Annotated in this window: 11 protein-coding genes; 7 read left to right on the forward strand and 4 right to left on the reverse strand. The window is 64.6% G+C overall.

Annotation, left to right across the window (positions count from 1 at the left end; all coding sequences use genetic code 11):
* The first annotated feature begins 57 nt into the window (after window positions 1-57).
* The gene (locus HDIA_RS08815) at window positions 58-885 is read left to right on the forward strand and encodes an ABC transporter substrate-binding protein (RefSeq protein ID WP_099558786.1); all 828 of its coding nucleotides are present in this window, start codon (window positions 58-60) and stop codon (window positions 883-885) included.
* A gap of 99 nt (window positions 886-984) precedes the next feature.
* Here HDIA_RS08815 and HDIA_RS08820 read toward each other — a convergent pair whose 3' ends face one another.
* From HDIA_RS08820 to HDIA_RS08835, 4 genes are all read right to left on the reverse strand, one after another.
* On the reverse strand, window positions 985-1,872 hold the full coding sequence (locus HDIA_RS08820) for a helix-turn-helix transcriptional regulator (protein WP_099555832.1): 888 nt from the start codon (window positions 1,870-1,872) through the stop codon (window positions 985-987).
* 20 nt (window positions 1,873-1,892) lie between these two features.
* Window positions 1,893-3,149 (reverse strand): molybdopterin molybdotransferase MoeA, encoded by a 1,257-nt coding sequence (moeA, locus tag HDIA_RS08825; RefSeq protein WP_099555833.1) that lies wholly within the window; start codon window positions 3,147-3,149, stop codon window positions 1,893-1,895.
* Window positions 3,150-3,260: 111 nt separating this feature from the next.
* On the reverse strand, window positions 3,261-5,204 hold the full coding sequence (locus HDIA_RS08830; RefSeq protein ID WP_099555834.1) for a molybdopterin biosynthesis protein: 1,944 nt from the start codon (window positions 5,202-5,204) through the stop codon (window positions 3,261-3,263).
* Window positions 5,201-6,331 carry a molybdopterin-binding protein gene (locus HDIA_RS08835; protein WP_162292622.1) on the reverse strand — a complete coding sequence of 377 codons (1,131 nt, stop codon included), beginning with the start codon at window positions 6,329-6,331 and terminating at the stop codon, window positions 5,201-5,203. The genes HDIA_RS08830 and HDIA_RS08835 overlap by 4 nt, the downstream gene beginning before the upstream one ends.
* A gap of 583 nt (window positions 6,332-6,914) precedes the next feature.
* On the opposite strand from HDIA_RS08835, the gene HDIA_RS08840 reads away from it, so the two are divergent.
* The 6 genes from HDIA_RS08840 to phnE all read left to right on the forward strand — a co-directional run bounded on the left by HDIA_RS08840 (window position 6,915) and on the right by phnE (window position 15,781).
* Window positions 6,915-8,639 (forward strand): NAD(P)H-dependent oxidoreductase subunit E, encoded by a 1,725-nt coding sequence (locus HDIA_RS08840; RefSeq protein ID WP_099555836.1) that lies wholly within the window; start codon window positions 6,915-6,917, stop codon window positions 8,637-8,639.
* 17 nt (window positions 8,640-8,656) lie between these two features.
* Window positions 8,657-11,608 (forward strand): formate dehydrogenase subunit alpha, encoded by a 2,952-nt coding sequence (gene fdhF, locus HDIA_RS08845; RefSeq protein WP_099555837.1) that lies wholly within the window; start codon window positions 8,657-8,659, stop codon window positions 11,606-11,608.
* 408 nt (window positions 11,609-12,016) lie between these two features.
* On the forward strand, window positions 12,017-12,682 hold the full coding sequence (locus HDIA_RS08850) for a DapH/DapD/GlmU-related protein (RefSeq protein ID WP_099558787.1): 666 nt from the start codon (window positions 12,017-12,019) through the stop codon (window positions 12,680-12,682).
* Window positions 12,683-12,759: 77 nt separating this feature from the next.
* Window positions 12,760-13,620: a phosphonate ABC transporter ATP-binding protein gene (gene phnC / locus HDIA_RS08855; RefSeq protein ID WP_099555838.1), complete on the forward strand. Its 861-nt coding sequence runs from the start codon at window positions 12,760-12,762 to the stop codon at window positions 13,618-13,620.
* Between the two features lie 228 nt (window positions 13,621-13,848).
* Window positions 13,849-14,847, forward strand: a complete 999-nt coding sequence (phnD, locus tag HDIA_RS08860; RefSeq protein WP_099555839.1) for a phosphonate ABC transporter substrate-binding protein — start codon at window positions 13,849-13,851, stop codon at window positions 14,845-14,847.
* A gap of 115 nt (window positions 14,848-14,962) precedes the next feature.
* Complete coding sequence (gene phnE, locus HDIA_RS08865; RefSeq protein ID WP_099555840.1) at window positions 14,963-15,781, forward strand: phosphonate ABC transporter, permease protein PhnE; 819 nt, start codon at window positions 14,963-14,965, stop codon at window positions 15,779-15,781.
* The last annotated feature ends 37 nt before the right edge of the window (window positions 15,782-15,818 follow it).

The raw sequence follows: 15,818 nt of genomic DNA on the forward strand, positions 1-15,818 counted from the left end.
AGGACGAAGACCAACTCAAGAAACTGGGAGAAGGATATGCGCAAGTTTTTCCGGCACATGGGAACGGGGACGCTTCTCGTCGCCGGCCTCCTCATCGGATCGGCGACCCAGCAGGCGTTCGCGGAAGATCCCTTCATCGTCGTGCAGTCCACGACCTCGACGCAGAACTCCGGCCTGTTCGACTACATGCTGCCGATCTTCAAGGAAAAGGCCGGCATCGACGTGCGCGTCGTGGCGGTCGGCACCGGGCAGGCGATCAAGAATGCGGGCAACTGCGACGGCGACGTGCTGTTCGTCCATGCCAAGTCGGCCGAGGAGAAGTTCGTCGCCTCCGGCGGCGCGTTGAAGCGCTCCGACGTGATGTACAACGACTTCGTCATCGTCGGCCCGCCGAGCGACCCGGCTGGTGTCGCCGGCTCCAAGGATGTCGTGGCTGCGATGAAGAAGATCGCCGAGACCAAGTCGCCCTTCGCCTCGCGCGGTGACGATTCCGGCACCAACAAGGCCGAAATGCAGCTCTGGAAGGCCGCCGACATCGATGCGAAATCCTCCTCGGGCGACTGGTATCGCGAGACCGGTTCGGGCATGGGTGCGACCCTCAACACCGGCACCGCGATGGGCGCCTATGTCCTGACCGACCGCGCGACCTGGATCTCCTTCGGCAACAAGGGCGACTACAAGATCGCCGTCGAGGGCGACCCGAAGCTCTTCAACCAGTATGGCGTCATGCTGGTGAACCCGGAGAAGTGCACGTCCGTGAAGGCAAAGGAAGGCCAGGCCTTCATCGACTGGCTGCTGTCCAAGGATGGCCAGGACACCATCGCCGGCTACAAGATCGACGGCCAGCAGCTCTTCTTCCCGAACGCGGCGGCCGTGAACGGCTGACGGCTGCGTCAACAGGTTGAGAACGGAAAAGGCCGTCTCGTTCTGGCGAGGCGGCCTTTTTCAGGTCTGCATCCGTGTTCCTGCAGTCGGCGTTCCTGTCTAGGACGCCCCGTTGAAATGCACCGTGCCGAGACCGCTGACGTCATAGCCGGGCATTTCGGCCGCACGCTGCAGGAAGGACTCAGAGCGGAAAAACGCCAGAAGATCCTGGAACGGCTTCTCGAAATAGGCCCGGCGCCAGACGAGAAGATCGAAACGCTCCTCGACAAGGGGCACGAAATCGAGGTGGTACTGGGCGGCAAGCGCCGGAAGCCCGATGATGGCGTCCGCCTTGCCGTCCAGAATCATGAGCGCGGCGTCGGTCTCGGTGCGTGCCGGGGTGGGCGGACCCGCAAGCGTGTCCGGATCGAGGCCGGCCGAGCGCAGCAGGGCTTCGATCAGATGCTGGCTGCCGGAGGTCGGTTGCCGGCGGGCGACCCTTAGCGTCTTGATATCAGCAAGTCCCGAGACACTGTGCGGGTTGCCCTGAGCGACGATCAACCCGCGCTGACGCTTGGCGAATTCGATCAGCACTACCGGCTGGTCGCCGAGGGCGCCGCGCACGAAGCCGATATTCCATCCGTCCTCGCCGTCCGGCACATGCATGCCAGCGGTCAGGGCGGCGCCCCGCGCCAGCCGGTCGAGACCATCGAGACTGCCGTCGAAGAAGGCGGCAAGGCCCGAGCCGGATTCCCTCAGCGCCCATTCCAGCAGCGGGTCGTGGCTGCCGGCCAGAATCTCCGGCGGCAGCGTCTTGGCCGGCACCGGACCCGACCGCGACGAGGCGATCCAGGCTTCGATGTCTGTGCGCGGAAAAAGCAGCTTTCCCACGACCCGCGCGCAGGGCACTTCGCCGTTCGCCGCCAGATCGTAGACCTTGCGTTCCTTGATGCGGAGGAGGTCGGCAAGTTCCTTGGTCGTCAGGTAGTCGAATTCGCTTGCCGTCATCTGGGCAAGGCCTCCCACGGTCAGAAAAGACTGGAATAGGGAAAGAAGCGAACCTGGTCGCCAGGGCGAACGGCGTCGATGTCCTCGCCGAGTTCGACAAGTCCGTCGGTCTGGGTCAATGAGGACATCATACCGGCGCCTTCCTTGCGAAACTTCCGCACGCTCGCTTTCCCCTCGGACGATCTGTCGAGATGGACACGAACATATTCGCGGCGGCCGGCCTTCTTCTTGTAGGAAAAGTCGGCGCGCACCGGCAGGGCAATCGGGGCAGGCGGCAACGCGCCGGAAAGCGCGGCAACGGCCGAGCGCACGAGATGGGCGAAGGTGACGAAGCTTGCGACCGGATTGCCGGGCAGGCCCATGAAGGCCGCACCGTCGATCGTTCCCATCGCCACGGGCCGGCCGGGTTTGATCGCCACGCGCCAGAAATGGAGCCGGCCAATCCGGTCGACGGCCGTCCGGACGAGATCGGCCTCGCCGGCAGAAACGCCGCCGGAGGTCAGGATGAGGTCGCGCCCGCTGGCCGCTTGCCTCAGCGTTTCGGCGATGATGTCGGCATCGTCCGGCAGAATGCCGAGATCGCTGACGCTGCAGCCGAGCCGCTTCAGCATGGCCGCCAGCATGTAGCGGTTGGAATCGTAGAGCTGCGAGGGCAGGCGTGGTTGACCCGGCGCGACAATCTCATTGCCGGTCGAAAACACCGCGACTTTGAGGCGGCGACGAACCTCAAGGCCTGTCAGGCCGAGCGCTGCGGCGAGCGCGACATCCTGCGGGCGGAGCAGGTGGCCTGCGGCAAGGATCCTTTCCCCCTCAACGATGTCTTCGCCGGCCGGACGGACATTGGCGCCAGGCTTCAGGCCGGCCGGCAGCGCCACCGTGCCGTCGTCGGCAACGCGCACATCCTCCTGCATGAAGACCGTGTCGGCCCCCTTGGGCATGGCGGCGCCGGTGAAGATGCGCACCGCTTCGCCGCGCGAAACCTCAAGGCCTGCGTCGGCGCCGGCCTGCAGACGTCCGGCGACACGGAAGATGCCTTCGGCGTCCGACGGAAGGTCATCGCCCCCGATCGCGTAGCCGTCGACGGCGGAGTTGGTGAAGGGCGGCAGCGACTGGGGCGCGACAAGGTCGTGGGCGAGAATGCGGCCGTCGGCCTCCATGAGCGGCAGACGCTCCGTTCCGTCGACGGGCGAAAGGCGCTCGGCAAGCAACTGCTGGGCCTCCTCGACACCGAGCATCGGGCCGCCAAAAGCAAAGCAGTCATCCGTTAGCTGCGCCATGGACCGAACTGCCTCCTTGTTTCTTTTGAATTCTTCTCGGGAATGATTGTTTGTTGCAGTGCCGGCGCGGCCGGTCAAGCGCAGGTCCGGCTTGCCGACCAGCCGTCCTCTTTAGGATGGGGTGAAGCCCGCCGCTTTCAACGCATCGCGCACCTCATTCGACGCCAGTGCCTCAAGAAAGGCGGAGACGGCCGGCCGGCCCCGGCGATCGGAGACGAGCGCGAAGTCATAGTGTTCTTCGGTGACGGGGATGAAGCCGAGCCCGAGGCGCTCGGCCACCGGGCCGATGGCAATGCCCCAATCTGCGCGTCTTTGCGCGACGGCGGCCGCGACGGCGGCGTGCGATTTCGGCTGGTTCCAGTAACCGTCCGGCCGGGCGTCCTTCAGCAGCCGGTCGATCAGGATGCGGGTCCCGGAGCCCTGGTTGCGTCCGACCATCAGGCAATCGTGATCGGCGAGGGCGCTGGAAAGAGCCGCCTCGACCGATTTTCCGGCGAACCGGCTGTCGTCGGGGCGAAAGACGATGCCCTGCATCCGTTTCCAGCCGGGCACGAGTTCCAGGCCCTCGGAGAGGAATGGCGTGTTGTAATCGGCCGTCTTCGGATCGAGCAGATGGATCGGGGCAAGGTCGCATTCGCCGCGCTTGGCGGCGGCAAGTCCGCCAAGACTGCCGACAGCCATCGTGCGGACGGTGAGGCGCTGGCGGACAAGCGGCGTGAGAAGGATATCGAGGCCGACGCAATGGCTGCCGATGACAGCCAGATCCGGAATCCGGACGCTTGGCGTCAAAAGGCGCACCTCGGCCTTGCTGTCCTTCGGCAAATGGTCGGCCAGCGCCTCGATCCGCAGGAATCCGTCGGCCTGCGCAAAGGACGTGACCGCTCCGGAGCCTTTGCCCGAAGGGTAAGCGACGAGACCGTCAGCGCCCTCCATCAGCGAGACCATGACGAATTCGTCCCGCCCGAGTTCGGAGGCAACGCGCAGCGGCACGCGCGCCGAGACGTGCTCCTCGCTCGTCTCCGGCAGGCCCGCCAGCCGCCGCAGCACGGGCACGATGATGTCGTGGAAGGTGAACATCGCTGAGGTCGGAAAGCCGGGCAGTACGATGACCGGCTTGCCGTCGCAGACCGCAAGGCAGAGCGGCTTGCCGGGCTTCAGGGCAACGCCATGGGCAATAATGCCGGGCGAACCGAGCCGGGCGATCAGCTGATGGGTCAGGTCGCCGGCGCCCTTTGAGGTGCCGCCGGAGAGGATGAGCATGTCGCTCTCCGCGAGCGCCTTTCGCATCGCGGCTTCGAGCTTTTCCGCATCGTCCGGGATGGCGCCGAGAAAATCGGCCTCGCCGCCGTTCTCTTCCACTGCGGCGGTGACAATCGGCCCGTTGGCGTCGTAGATGCCGGCCGGCGGCAGCACATCGCCCGGCTGCACCAGTTCGTCGCCGGTCGACAGAACCGCGACCCTTGGACGACGGACGACCTCGACCTCGGCAATGCCGCAGGCGGCGAGCATGCCGATCTCGCGCGATCCGACGAGCGTGCCTTCGCGCAACACCGTCTCGCCGCGCGCCATGTCCGAGCCAGCGCCCGAAATGAACTGGCCGGGAATCGCACTGCGCCGGACCTCGATGCTCGTCCGGTCGGCCGGGGCCGTGTGCTCGACCATGACGACCGCGTCGGCACCGCGCGGCAAGGGGCCGCCGGTCGCGATCGGCGTCGCTGTGCCTCCGGTGACGGTCGCCTTCGGCAGGACGCCGCAGTGAATCACCTCGTCGTTGAGCTGGAGAATGCGGGGGGAAGCGTCGGACGCATCCTTGAGATCCGCGGCCCGCACGGCAAAGCCGTCGACCGCGGAGCGATCGAATGGCGGCACGTCGATCGGCGCGAGGATGTCGGCGGCGAGCACACGGCGCAGCGCCGTCGCCAGCGGCGCGGATTCGCGTTGCAGCGGGCGCGGAAACAGCGCGGCATCGAACCGCGCGATGGCGTCTTCGCGACTGAGTACGGTCAGGAATTGCTGCTGGTCCGTAGCGGCCTTCGACGGGCTCTGGTCGTTCATGATCCTGTAACGTCCCTTGGGCGGAGGAGGGCGGCGGCCAGCGGGCTGCCGGCGCCAAGCCCTTCGCTTGCCGCTGGAATGAGTGCCCAGGCGTCGGCACGACGGACCGAGGCGAGAGTGAGGTCGCTGACGGAGATCGGCATCCAGCCGTCGCCATGGCTCTGAAGAAGCGCGATTTCCGACACCCCCACGGTCGAACTGATCTTGCGGGCAAGCGAACGCATTGCCAATGCAGGCCCATCGCTCCCCGCAAGAAGGTGGATGGAGGGCTCCACCAGAGCCAACAGGCCGCCGAACGCCTGCTCCGGCAGGCCCGGCAGGGCGATGATCGGCATCCCTTCCCATCGTCCGGTCGCGGTGGTGCGCCCGGGCGATAGGGCAAGGCCGTGAGCGAGCAGCATGCCGGAGGTCGACAGCGCCTCGACGGTACGATCGTCTTCCCCGAAGCCGGTCCCGCCGACGACAATGCAAAGATCGGCCGGAGCCGACCGGATCGCCGCAACGATCTCCTCTGAATGATTTGGGCAATCTTCCAGGAATGTCAAAGCGCCGAGCACGTCCAGCCGGTCCTTGATCAGTTGGCAGGTCGTCCGGTCATGCCCGCGACCGGCCGCGTTGACGATGCGGACCTTCGGGCGTCGAACCGCGACCGTTTCGATGCCGGCCCGTCGACACGCGGCAAGATCGAAGGCGTCGATCCGGCGGCCGGCCGAAAGAGGGCTGTCACCCGAGGGCAGATCGCAGCCGGCCGGACGCGTGCCCTCGCCGGGTCGTGCCTCCGCGAACACCTCGGCGAAAGCGCCCTCGTCGGAAAGCTGGCCGGGATCGAGCACGCAGTCGCTGTTGGCCGGCAGGTCGTCTCCCGCGTTGATCCAGGCCGGCGTCTGCGGCAGGACCACGGGGGAATAGGACGATGCTCCGGCAATATCGGCCGAGAAGACCGCCCAGCCGTCTTTGGCTGCCTGGGCGACAGACGGAACCGGGGCCGGCAGCGGCAGGGTCGCCGCCGCGATCAGTCCCAGAGCCTCCGACAACGGCACGTGGCAAGGGGCGACCGGCGCAAGTCCGTCGCAAATGGTCTTGCGGGCAACATCAAGGCTGGTCAGGACGCTGGGAGGAACGGGCATGCTGGTCATCAAAAACGATGGAGCAAGGCCGGCCGGCTCGTGCTGCCTGAATGCCGATCGTGGCTGTCTTCCGCCGCTGTCCGGCTTTTCTCGCCCCGTGCGAGCCTGACGGAGCCATTCCGACAGGCAACCGGAGAACCGGCAGAGGGCGAGAAAATGTGTCCGATGACGTCGAATTCGCAGGGTCGCAATGTCATTATCCTGTTATTTCATGCAAGAATTTCCGACAATGGAAATTATGCATGATTTTTCTTGCGATCACGGCAGGGTCTGCAGTGCCATACGCTAGGGTTGAAAGTTGTCATTCGTCCAGCATATTGATTTTGTGATGCGTATTCATCCTTATGGCGGAAATTGAGCGGCTTCAGGCCCGACCTCGGCAGGCGGAAAAGAATTTATTCTTTTTTTGCTATTGGATTCCGTTCCTGATACCGCACCTAACTGGTATACATAATATCTGTGAGACAAGCCGAAGCCGTTCTCTGGCGCCCCGCGAACGAGGGGTAAGAGTGTAAGGCGCTAAATCGTTTAGGCAAATTTCTGTGGCTGGCGAACGGCAAGAAAAGAAGGCGAGGAACGTTGAATGAGTGATCATGGCACCCCTCGGGACGGGACTGTACGGCGTTTCGAGCATCCCGGTCGCGGGATGATCCGGGCAAGGCCGATCCCCAAGGGCAGGCAGGTCGACCCCCACGCGAAAATGGAGATCGAGGCGCTGCTGGGCGATGCGTCGCGCCAGCGCGATCTGCTGATCGAGCACCTCCACCTCGTCCAGGACACATATGGACAGATTTCGGCGGCACATCTCGCGGCACTCGCCGACGAAATGGGGCTTGCCTTCGCCGAGGTGTTCGAGACCGCGACCTTCTATGCCCACTTCGACGTGATCAAGGAGGGCGAGGCCAACGTTCCTGCGCTCACGGTGCGGGTTTGCGACAGCCTGACCTGCGCGATGTTCGGAGCGGAAAAGCTGCTCGCCGAACTCCAGCAGGTGCTCGGCGAAGACGTGAGGGTGGTCCGCGCCCCCTGCGTCGGTCTGTGCGATCACGCTCCCGCCGTCGAGGTCGGCCACAACTTCCTGCACAAGGCCGACGTTGACAAGGTCAAGGCGGCGGTCATGCACCAGGACACCCATCCGCATGTGCCGGACTATGTCGACTATGACGCTTATCGCGCGGCCGGCGGCTACAAGACGCTCGAACGGCTCCGCTCGGGCGACCTCGATGTCGAGGATATCCTGAAGGTGCTCGACGACGGCGGCCTGCGCGGCCTCGGCGGCGCCGGCTTCCCGACGGGGCGAAAGTGGCGCTCCGTGCGCGGCGAGCCCGGTCCGCGCCTGATGGCCGTCAACGGTGACGAAGGCGAGCCCGGCACCATCAAGGATCAGTTCTATCTGAACACCGATCCGCATCGCTTCCTTGAAGGCACCCTGATCGGTGCCCATGTCGTCGAGGCAACGGACGTCTACATCTATATCCGCGACGAATATCCGATTTCCCGCGCGATCCTCGCGGCCGAAATCGAGAAGCTGCCGGCTGGCGGCCCGACCCTTCACCTGCGCCGTGGCGCGGGCGCCTATATCTGCGGCGAGGAATCCTCTCTGATCGAGTCGATCGAAGGCAAGCGCGGTCTGCCGCGTCACAAGCCGCCGTTCCCCTTCCAGGTCGGCATTTTCGGCAGACCGACGCTGATCAACAATGTCGAGACACTCTACTGGATCCGTGACCTGATCGAGAAGGGCGCGGACTGGTGGAAGAGCCACGGTGCCAATGGCCGCGTTGGCCTCAGGTCCTATTCGGTGTCGGGCCGCGTCAAGGAACCGGGCGTGAAGCTCGCCCCCGCCGGCCTCACCATTCAGGAACTCATCGACAACCACTGCGGCGGCATGAGCGACGGGCACTCCTTCGCGGCCTACCTGCCGGGTGGCGCCTCGGGCGGCATTCTGCCGGCGGCGATGAACGACATCCCGCTCGACTTCGGCACGCTGGAAAAATACGGCTGCTTCATCGGTTCGGCGGCGGTCATCGTTTTGTCGGACAAGGACGATATTCGCGGCGCGGCGCTCAACCTGATGCGCTTCTTCGAGGACGAATCCTGCGGCCAGTGCACGCCCTGCCGTGTCGGCACGCAAAAGGCCCGCATGCTGATGGAAAACAGCATCTGGGACACCGAGCTCCTCGGCGAACTGTCGCAATGCATGCGCGATGCCTCGATCTGCGGCCTCGGTCAGGCGGCCTCCAATCCGCTGACGAGCGTCATCAAGTTTTTCCCCGAACTGTTCCCTGACCACCCGATGGCGGCGGAATAGGCGAGAGGAGCGAATTCATGAGCACGGACAACAGGGGCAACGAGCCCAAGGATCTGGAAACCGACGGCCTGCAGCATGCGGGTGGAAACGCTTCGCAGCCTCGACCTGCGGCCGGCGGAAGCTATTCGCATGGAACCAAGGCCGGCGGCCAGGCTGGAATCCAGCCGAGCGGCGCCATCAACGCCGACAAGATCGCGAGCCCTCCGGGCATCGCTTTCGAGCTTGACGGCCAGCAGGTCGAAGCGATGCCCGGCGAGACCATCTGGCAGGTGGCCCAGCGGCTCGGCACGCATATTCCGCATCTTTGCCACAAGGATGCCGTGGACTACCGGCCGGACGGCAACTGCCGCGCCTGCATGGTGGAAATCGAGGGCGAGCGCGTCCTTGCAGCCTCGTGCAAGCGCACGCCCGGCGTCGGCATGAAGGTGAAGACCGAAAGCGCCCGCGCCACCAGCGCCCGCGCGATGGTTCTGGAACTTCTGGTCGCCGATCAGCCCGAGCGCGAGACGTCGCACGATCCGGACTCCCATTTCTGGAAGCAGGCGGATTTCGTCGAGATTTCCGAGAGCCGCTTCCCGTCTGTGGAGCGCTGGGCGACGGATGCCAGCCACCCGGCGATGCGGGTCAACCTTGATGCCTGCATCCAGTGCAACCTTTGCGTCCGCGCCTGCCGCGAGGTCCAGGTCAACGACGTGATCGGCATGGCCTACCGGTCGTCCGAGGCGAAGATCGTCTTCGATTTCGACGATCCGATGGGCGAGTCGACCTGCGTTGCCTGCGGCGAATGCGTCCAGGCCTGCCCGACGGGCGCGCTGATGCCCGCCGCCTATCTCGACGACAGCCAGACGCGCACGGTCTACCCCGACCGTGAGGTCAACTCGCTCTGCCCCTATTGCGGCGTCGGCTGCCAGGTGTCCTACAAGGTCAAGGACGAGAAGATCGTCTACGCCGAGGGACGCGACGGCCCGGCCAACCACAATCGCCTCTGCGTCAAGGGTCGCTTCGGCTTCGACTATATCCAGCATCCGCATCGGCTGACCAAGCCGCTGATCCGCCTTCCGAATGTGCCGAAGGACCTGAACGATCAGGTCGATCCGGCCAATCCGTGGACCCATTTCCGCGAGGCAAGCTGGGAAGAGGCGCTGGACTTTGCCGCCGGCGGCCTGAAGAAGATCCGCGACGAGAAGGGCCGCAAGGCGCTCGCCGGCTTCGGCTCGGCCAAGGGCTCCAACGAAGAGGCCTATCTCTTCCAGAAGCTCGTGCGCCTCGGCTTCGGCTCCAACAACGTCGACCACTGCACGCGTCTTTGCCACGCCTCGTCGGTGGCCGCGCTCATGGAAGGTCTCAACTCGGGCGCGGTGTCCGCTCCCTTCTCGGCCGCACTCGACGCCGAAGTGATCATCGTCATCGGTGCCAACCCGACCGTGAACCACCCGGTCGCGGCGACCTTCATCAAGAACGCGGTGAAGCAGAAGGGCGCCAAGCTGATCGTGATGGATCCGCGCCGGCAGGCTCTGTCGCGCCACGCCTACAAGCACATGGCCTTCAAGAACGGCGCCGACGTGCCGATGCTGAACGCCATGCTGAACGTGATCATCACGGAAAAGCTCTACGACGAGCAGTATGTCGCGGCCTACACCGAGAACTTCGAGGAGCTCAAGGAGAAGATCGTCGACTTCACGCCGGAGAAGATGGCCGGTGTCTGCGGCATTGACGCGGAGACCCTGCGCGAGGTCGCACGGCTCTACGCAAAGGCCAAGAGCTCGATCATCTTCTGGGGCATGGGCATCAGCCAGCATGTCCACGGCACGGACAATTCCCGCTGCCTGATCGCTCTGGCGCTGACCACCGGCCAGATCGGCCGTCCCGGCACGGGCCTTCATCCGCTCCGCGGCCAGAACAACGTGCAGGGTGCGTCCGACGCGGGCCTCATCCCGATGGTCTATCCGGACTATCAGTCGGTGGAAAAGCCGGTTGTGCGGCAGTTCTTCCAGGAGTTCTGGGGCCAGGAACTCGATCCGAAGAAGGGCCTGACCGTCGTCGAGATCATGCGTGCCATCCACGATGGCGAGATCAACGGCATGTATGTCGAGGGCGAAAATCCGGCGATGTCGGACCCGGACCTCAACCATGCCCGCGGTGCGCTCGCGATGCTCGACCATCTCGTCGTGCAGGACCTGTTCCTCACCGAGACAGCTTTCCATGCGGACGTGGTGCTCCCGGCCTCGGCCTTCGCCGAGAAGGCGGGAACCTTCACCAACACCGACCGGCGCGTGCAGCTTGCCAACCCGGTCGTCAATCCTCCGGGCGATGCGCGGCAGGACTGGTGGATCATCCAGGAGATCGCCAAGCGTCTTGGCCTCGACTGGACCTACGAAGGGCCGGCGGATGTATTCGCCGAGATGGCGCAAACCATGCCGTCCTTCAACAACATCACCTGGGAGCGCCTGGTGCGTGAGGGAGCGGTGACCTATCCGGTCGACTCGCCCGACCAGCCCGGCAACGAGATCATTTTCCACGCCGGTTTCCCGACGGAGAATGGCCGCGCCAAGATCGTGCCGGCCGCGATCGTCCCGCCGGACGAGGTGCCTGATCTCGAGTACCCGATGATCCTGTCGACGGGCCGCGTGCTGGAACACTGGCACACGGGCTCGATGACAAGGCGCGCGGGCGTGCTCGATGCTCTGGAGCCGGAGGCCGTCGCCTTCATGGCGCCGAAGCAGCTCTACGAGCTTGGTCTTCAGCCCGGCGATACGATGCGTCTGGAAACCCGCCGCGGCGCGGTGGAGATCAAGGCGCGCTCGGACCGGGACGTGCCGATGGGAATGATCTTCATGCCCTTCTGCTACGCCGAGGCGGCCGCCAACCTCCTGACCAACCCGGCTCTCGACCCCTATGGGCTCATTCCGGAGTTCAAGTTCTGCGCGGCGCGGGTCTACGCGCTGTCGGCAAGTCAGGCGGCCGAATAACCGCCTGACAGGTCCAGGATAGCGACCCGGATTTCAATCCGGGTCGCGCTGAAATCTGAATCGACCCGCCCCGCATGGTCATGATGACGATGCGGGGCGGGTTCTTTTTTGTCCCTGGCGAGGCGGACGCCCGACAGTTGCTCCGGATGTTGAGCCGGGTTTTCCGGTGGGCCTGCCTCGGCTTATCCCCATTTCATCAGCTGAATTTGGTGTCCGGAATTGATTGCCGGCAGGAGGGCGCGTCTTTGTCATCGTCCTGTCACCCCATGCCGTTAAATAAAAAACAACGGAGTTAGTTGTCTAGAAAATTAGACAAATACTCCCTTCATGGAAATGGCATCTGCCGAGTGGAAGAGTTCCGCTCGACAGTGTCCTTTCGGGTTGTTGCTTGTTTTGCGCGGTGGCGGAATGGCGAAATATTCGGAAACGCCTGTGGTGGACGGGACGTCGAGCATTGAAAGCTCGACGCTTGGCCGATTTACCGAGGTTTCCGAGCATTGCCGCCTCTCCGAAACCGTCCTCGGCGACTATTCCTATCTGATGCAGGGCTGCGCGGTCTGGTGCGCGACGATCGGCAAGTTCGCCAACATCGCCTCGTCCGTTCGGATCAACGCGCCGAACCATCCGGTGGACCGGGCGACGCTGCACCATTTCACCTATCGCGCCGGCGACTATTTTGACGACGCCGAGGACGAAGAGGGCTTCTTCGACTGGCGGCGCAGTCACGCCGTCACCATCGGTCACGATGTCTGGATCGGGCACGGTGCCACCATCCTTTCCGGTGTGACGATCGGCGACGGAGCCGTCGTCGGAGCCGGAGCCGTCGTCAGCCGCGATGTCGAACCCTACACGATTGTCGGCGGCGTGCCGGCGAAGGTCATCCGGCGCCGCTTCGATGAGGAGACCGCGCGGCGGATGCAGATGCTGGCCTGGTGGGACTGGGATCACGCACGCCTCAGGGCGGCGCTCGACGATTTCCGCAAGCTCGATGCCGGCGATTTCCTCGACAAGTACGAGAGCCTCGCAGGCGAGGATGCCGATCGGCGGATCGGCGTTTCCGAAAAGGTCGCCTGAGGCTCTGCGCGCTCAAGGCGGGAAACTTGGGGCAATTGGCCCCTCAACAGCGAAACTGAAGACGACGGGACCAGCCAATGACAGCCATCTCCGTTCGCCATCTTTCCAAGACCTTCGGCCGGTTCCAGGCCTTGAAGGGCGTCAACCTCGAGATTCGACAGGGCGAGATGGTCGCGCTGATCGGCGCATCCGGCTCGGGAAAATCCACCCTGATCCGCCATCTTGCGGGCCTTGAGAGGGCGGACAGCGGCCAGTCGGTGGTGGAGATCTTCGGCGAGCGGATGCAGGCGTCCGGCCGGTTGGCCCCGGGTGCGCGCCGCATGCGCCGCGAGATCGGTGTCGTCTTCCAGCAATTCAATCTGGTTTCCCGCCTGCCGGTCCTGACCAATGTGCTGCTCGGCGTACTCGGACGGATTCCGTCCTGGCGCGGAACGCTCGGGCTCTTCAATCCGGAGGAAAAGGCGCTGGCCCGCTCGGCGCTCGCCCGCGTCGGCATTCCGAATGTCGTCTGGCAGCGCGCATCGACCCTGTCGGGCGGCCAGCAGCAGCGCGCCGCCATCGCCCGCACCCTTGTCCAGCAGGCGCGCATTCTTCTTGCCGACGAGCCGATCGCATCGCTCGATCCGGCATCGGCGCGGCGGGTGATGGACGTTCTCTCCGACATCAATGCCAAGGAAGGCATCACGGCCGTCGTCTCCCTGCATCAGGTCGAGTATGCCCGCGCCTACTGCCCGCGCACGATCGCCATGCGGGCGGGGCAGGTGGTCTACGACGGCCCGTCGACGGCACTGACGGACGATTTTCTGAAGGACCTTTACGGGCTTGAAGCCGAGGATCTGACGTTGCCGGGCGGCGATGAAGCGGCCGAGGTGGCAATCGCCCGGCCCATCCCGTCGAGCAAACCGCAGGCCGGCCTGACGCCGGTCGCCGCGGTCTGACGCTTCGAAGAGATCGGAGCGTAGAAGCGGCTTCGGATGGTGGGGACGGAGGGTCCCGCGCGTTTTTCCGATGCCGTGAGGGGAGCAGCATTGCAGGCATGTCACGCATCGCCCGGCGGTCTCGTCGCGCGAAACGGTGTCGCTTGCGCTCCTCGATCCCAATCGCCGGCGGATCGGCCCAAAGGCCGGACGCTGACCGACACCCCGAGGAAGACAGGGACAAGACGAATGAACGCCTTTTTCAAGACCCTTGCTGCCGCCACCGTGATGGCCGGCGTCGCCCAGGTCGCGGTTGCGCAAGCGACCGAGATCAACTTCGGCATCATCTCCACCGAGAGCCAGCAGAACCTGCGCCCGAAGTGGGAGCCCTTCCTGGCCGACATGGAGAAGCAGACCGGCTTCACCGTGAACCCCTTCTTCGCGTCGGACTATGCCGGCGTGATCGAAGGCATGCGCTTCGGCAAGGTGGACGTTGCCTGGTTTGGCAACAAGTCGGCGATGGAAGCGGTTGACCGCGCCCACGGTGAGATCTTCGCCCAGACCGTCGATGCCGGTGGCAACCCCGGCTACTGGTCGCTGATCCTTGCGCCGGCCGATTCCAAGCTGAGCAGCCTCGACGACCTGCTGAAGTGCGACAAGACGCTGAACTTCGGTCTCGGCGATCCGAACTCGACCTCCGGCTTCCTGGTGCCGATGACCTTCGTCTTCGCCGCCAACGGCGTCGACCCGAAGGAATGCTTCAAGAACGTCACCAACGCCAACCACGAGACCAACGCGATGGCGGTGGCCAACGGCCAGGTCGACGCGGCGAGCAACAACACCGAGAACCTCGCCCTGATCGAGAAGAACCAGCCGGAAGCTTTCAAGAAGATCAAGATCATCTGGAAGTCGCCGCTGATCCCGTCCGACCCGATCGTCTGGAACAGCGAGCTGCCGCAGGAGACCAAGGATAAGGTCCGCGACTTCATGCTGAGCTACGGCACGGAAAACTCCAAGGGCGACATGGCCCATGAGAAGGAAGTCCTTGCGGGTCTGGAGTGGGCGCCCTTCCGCGCTTCCGACAACGATCAGCTCCTGCCGATCCGCGTGATGGAACTCTCCAAGAAGATTGCCCAGCTTCAGGTCGACGACAAGGTCTCGGCCGACGAGAAGAAGGCAACGATCGAGAAGCTTGAGGCTGAAAAGGCCAGCTACGAAGCCAAGATCAAGGCCAAGGGCCAGAGCTGATCCTGGAATGGACGACAAGTGGAGCGGGCCCTCGGCCCGTTCCCGTTCGCCGGTGCACGGGCGGGACCTTCCTCGCTTGCGCCGGCTCTTGCCTGTTGAGAATGAGGACCGACGCATGACGAATGTCGCGGACACGCGAGCCGAGGCGGAAAAGCTGGCGGGCGCCGCGCGGGACTGGCCGCGCACTCTGCGTAACGGGGGAATCGCCGGCGCGCTCCTGCTGGCCCTTGCCTGGAGTTCCGGACCGGCCGAGATGGGCCGCTGGACCTATCTCTTCACCGACGCCGACAACATGGCGCAATACGCCAGCGGCTTCGCGCACCCGGATTTTTCCGACTGGGATTTCTATCTTCAGGAGATGGTCGTCACCGTCCAGATCGCCCTCTGGGGCACATTCCTGGCGGTCCTTCTGGCGATCCCCTTCGGCATCCTCTCGGCCCACAACATGGTGCCCTGGTATATTCTCCAGCCCTGCCGGCGGTTGATGGACTTCTTCCGCGCCATCCACGAGATCGTCTGGGCGGTGCTCTTCGTCGTCGCGGTCGGGCTCGGCCCCTTCGCCGGTGTGATGGCGCTGTTCATCCACACGACGGGCATTCTCGCCAAGCTCTTTTCCGAGGCGGTCGAGGCCATCGACCCGCGCCCTGTGGAGGCAATCCGGACGACCGGCGCGACCAAAGTGCAGGAAGTCGTCTACGGCGTCATTCCGCAGGTGCTGCCGCTCTGGATCTCCTATTCGCTCTACCGATTCGAATCGAACGTCCGCGCCGCGACCGTGCTTGGCGTCATCGGCGCCGGCGGCATCGGCCAGGTTCTCTTTGAATCGATCCGCGGCTTCTACTATCCGCAGGCCGCCGCGATTCTTGTGGTCATCGTCATCACCGTTGTGCTGACCGACTTGCTGTCGCAGCAGCTCCGTCGCTTCTTCATCTGAGCGCTGGACGGCCTGAACCCGCCGGTGCCCCGGAGCG

Origin of the sequence: Hartmannibacter diazotrophicus, assembly GCF_900231165.1 — a bacterium.
Classification (GTDB): Bacteria; Pseudomonadota; Alphaproteobacteria; order Rhizobiales; family Pleomorphomonadaceae; genus Hartmannibacter; species Hartmannibacter diazotrophicus.

Bases quoted from the DNA above. Each gene is read 5' to 3' on its own strand.
- HDIA_RS08820 (WP_099555832.1), bottom strand. From the start codon at position 1,872: ATGACGGCAAGCGAATTCGACTACCTGACGACCAAGGAACTTGCCGAC.
- moeA (WP_099555833.1), bottom strand. From the start codon at position 3,149: ATGGCGCAGCTAACGGATGACTGCTTTGCTTTTGGCGGCCCGATGCTC.
- phnC (WP_099555838.1), top strand. From the start codon at position 12,760: ATGACAGCCATCTCCGTTCGCCATCTTTCCAAGACCTTCGGCCGGTTC.
- phnD (WP_099555839.1), top strand. From the start codon at position 13,849: ATGAACGCCTTTTTCAAGACCCTTGCTGCCGCCACCGTGATGGCCGGC.
- fdhF (WP_099555837.1), top strand. From the start codon at position 8,657: ATGAGCACGGACAACAGGGGCAACGAGCCCAAGGATCTGGAAACCGAC.
- HDIA_RS08830 (WP_099555834.1), bottom strand. From the start codon at position 5,204: ATGAACGACCAGAGCCCGTCGAAGGCCGCTACGGACCAGCAGCAATTC.
- phnE (WP_099555840.1), top strand. From the start codon at position 14,963: ATGACGAATGTCGCGGACACGCGAGCCGAGGCGGAAAAGCTGGCGGGC.
- HDIA_RS08850 (WP_099558787.1), top strand. From the start codon at position 12,017: ATGGCGAAATATTCGGAAACGCCTGTGGTGGACGGGACGTCGAGCATT.
- HDIA_RS08815 (WP_099558786.1), top strand. From the start codon at position 58: ATGGGAACGGGGACGCTTCTCGTCGCCGGCCTCCTCATCGGATCGGCG.
- HDIA_RS08840 (WP_099555836.1), top strand. From the start codon at position 6,915: ATGAGTGATCATGGCACCCCTCGGGACGGGACTGTACGGCGTTTCGAG.
- HDIA_RS08835 (WP_162292622.1), bottom strand. From the start codon at position 6,331: ATGCCCGTTCCTCCCAGCGTCCTGACCAGCCTTGATGTTGCCCGCAAG.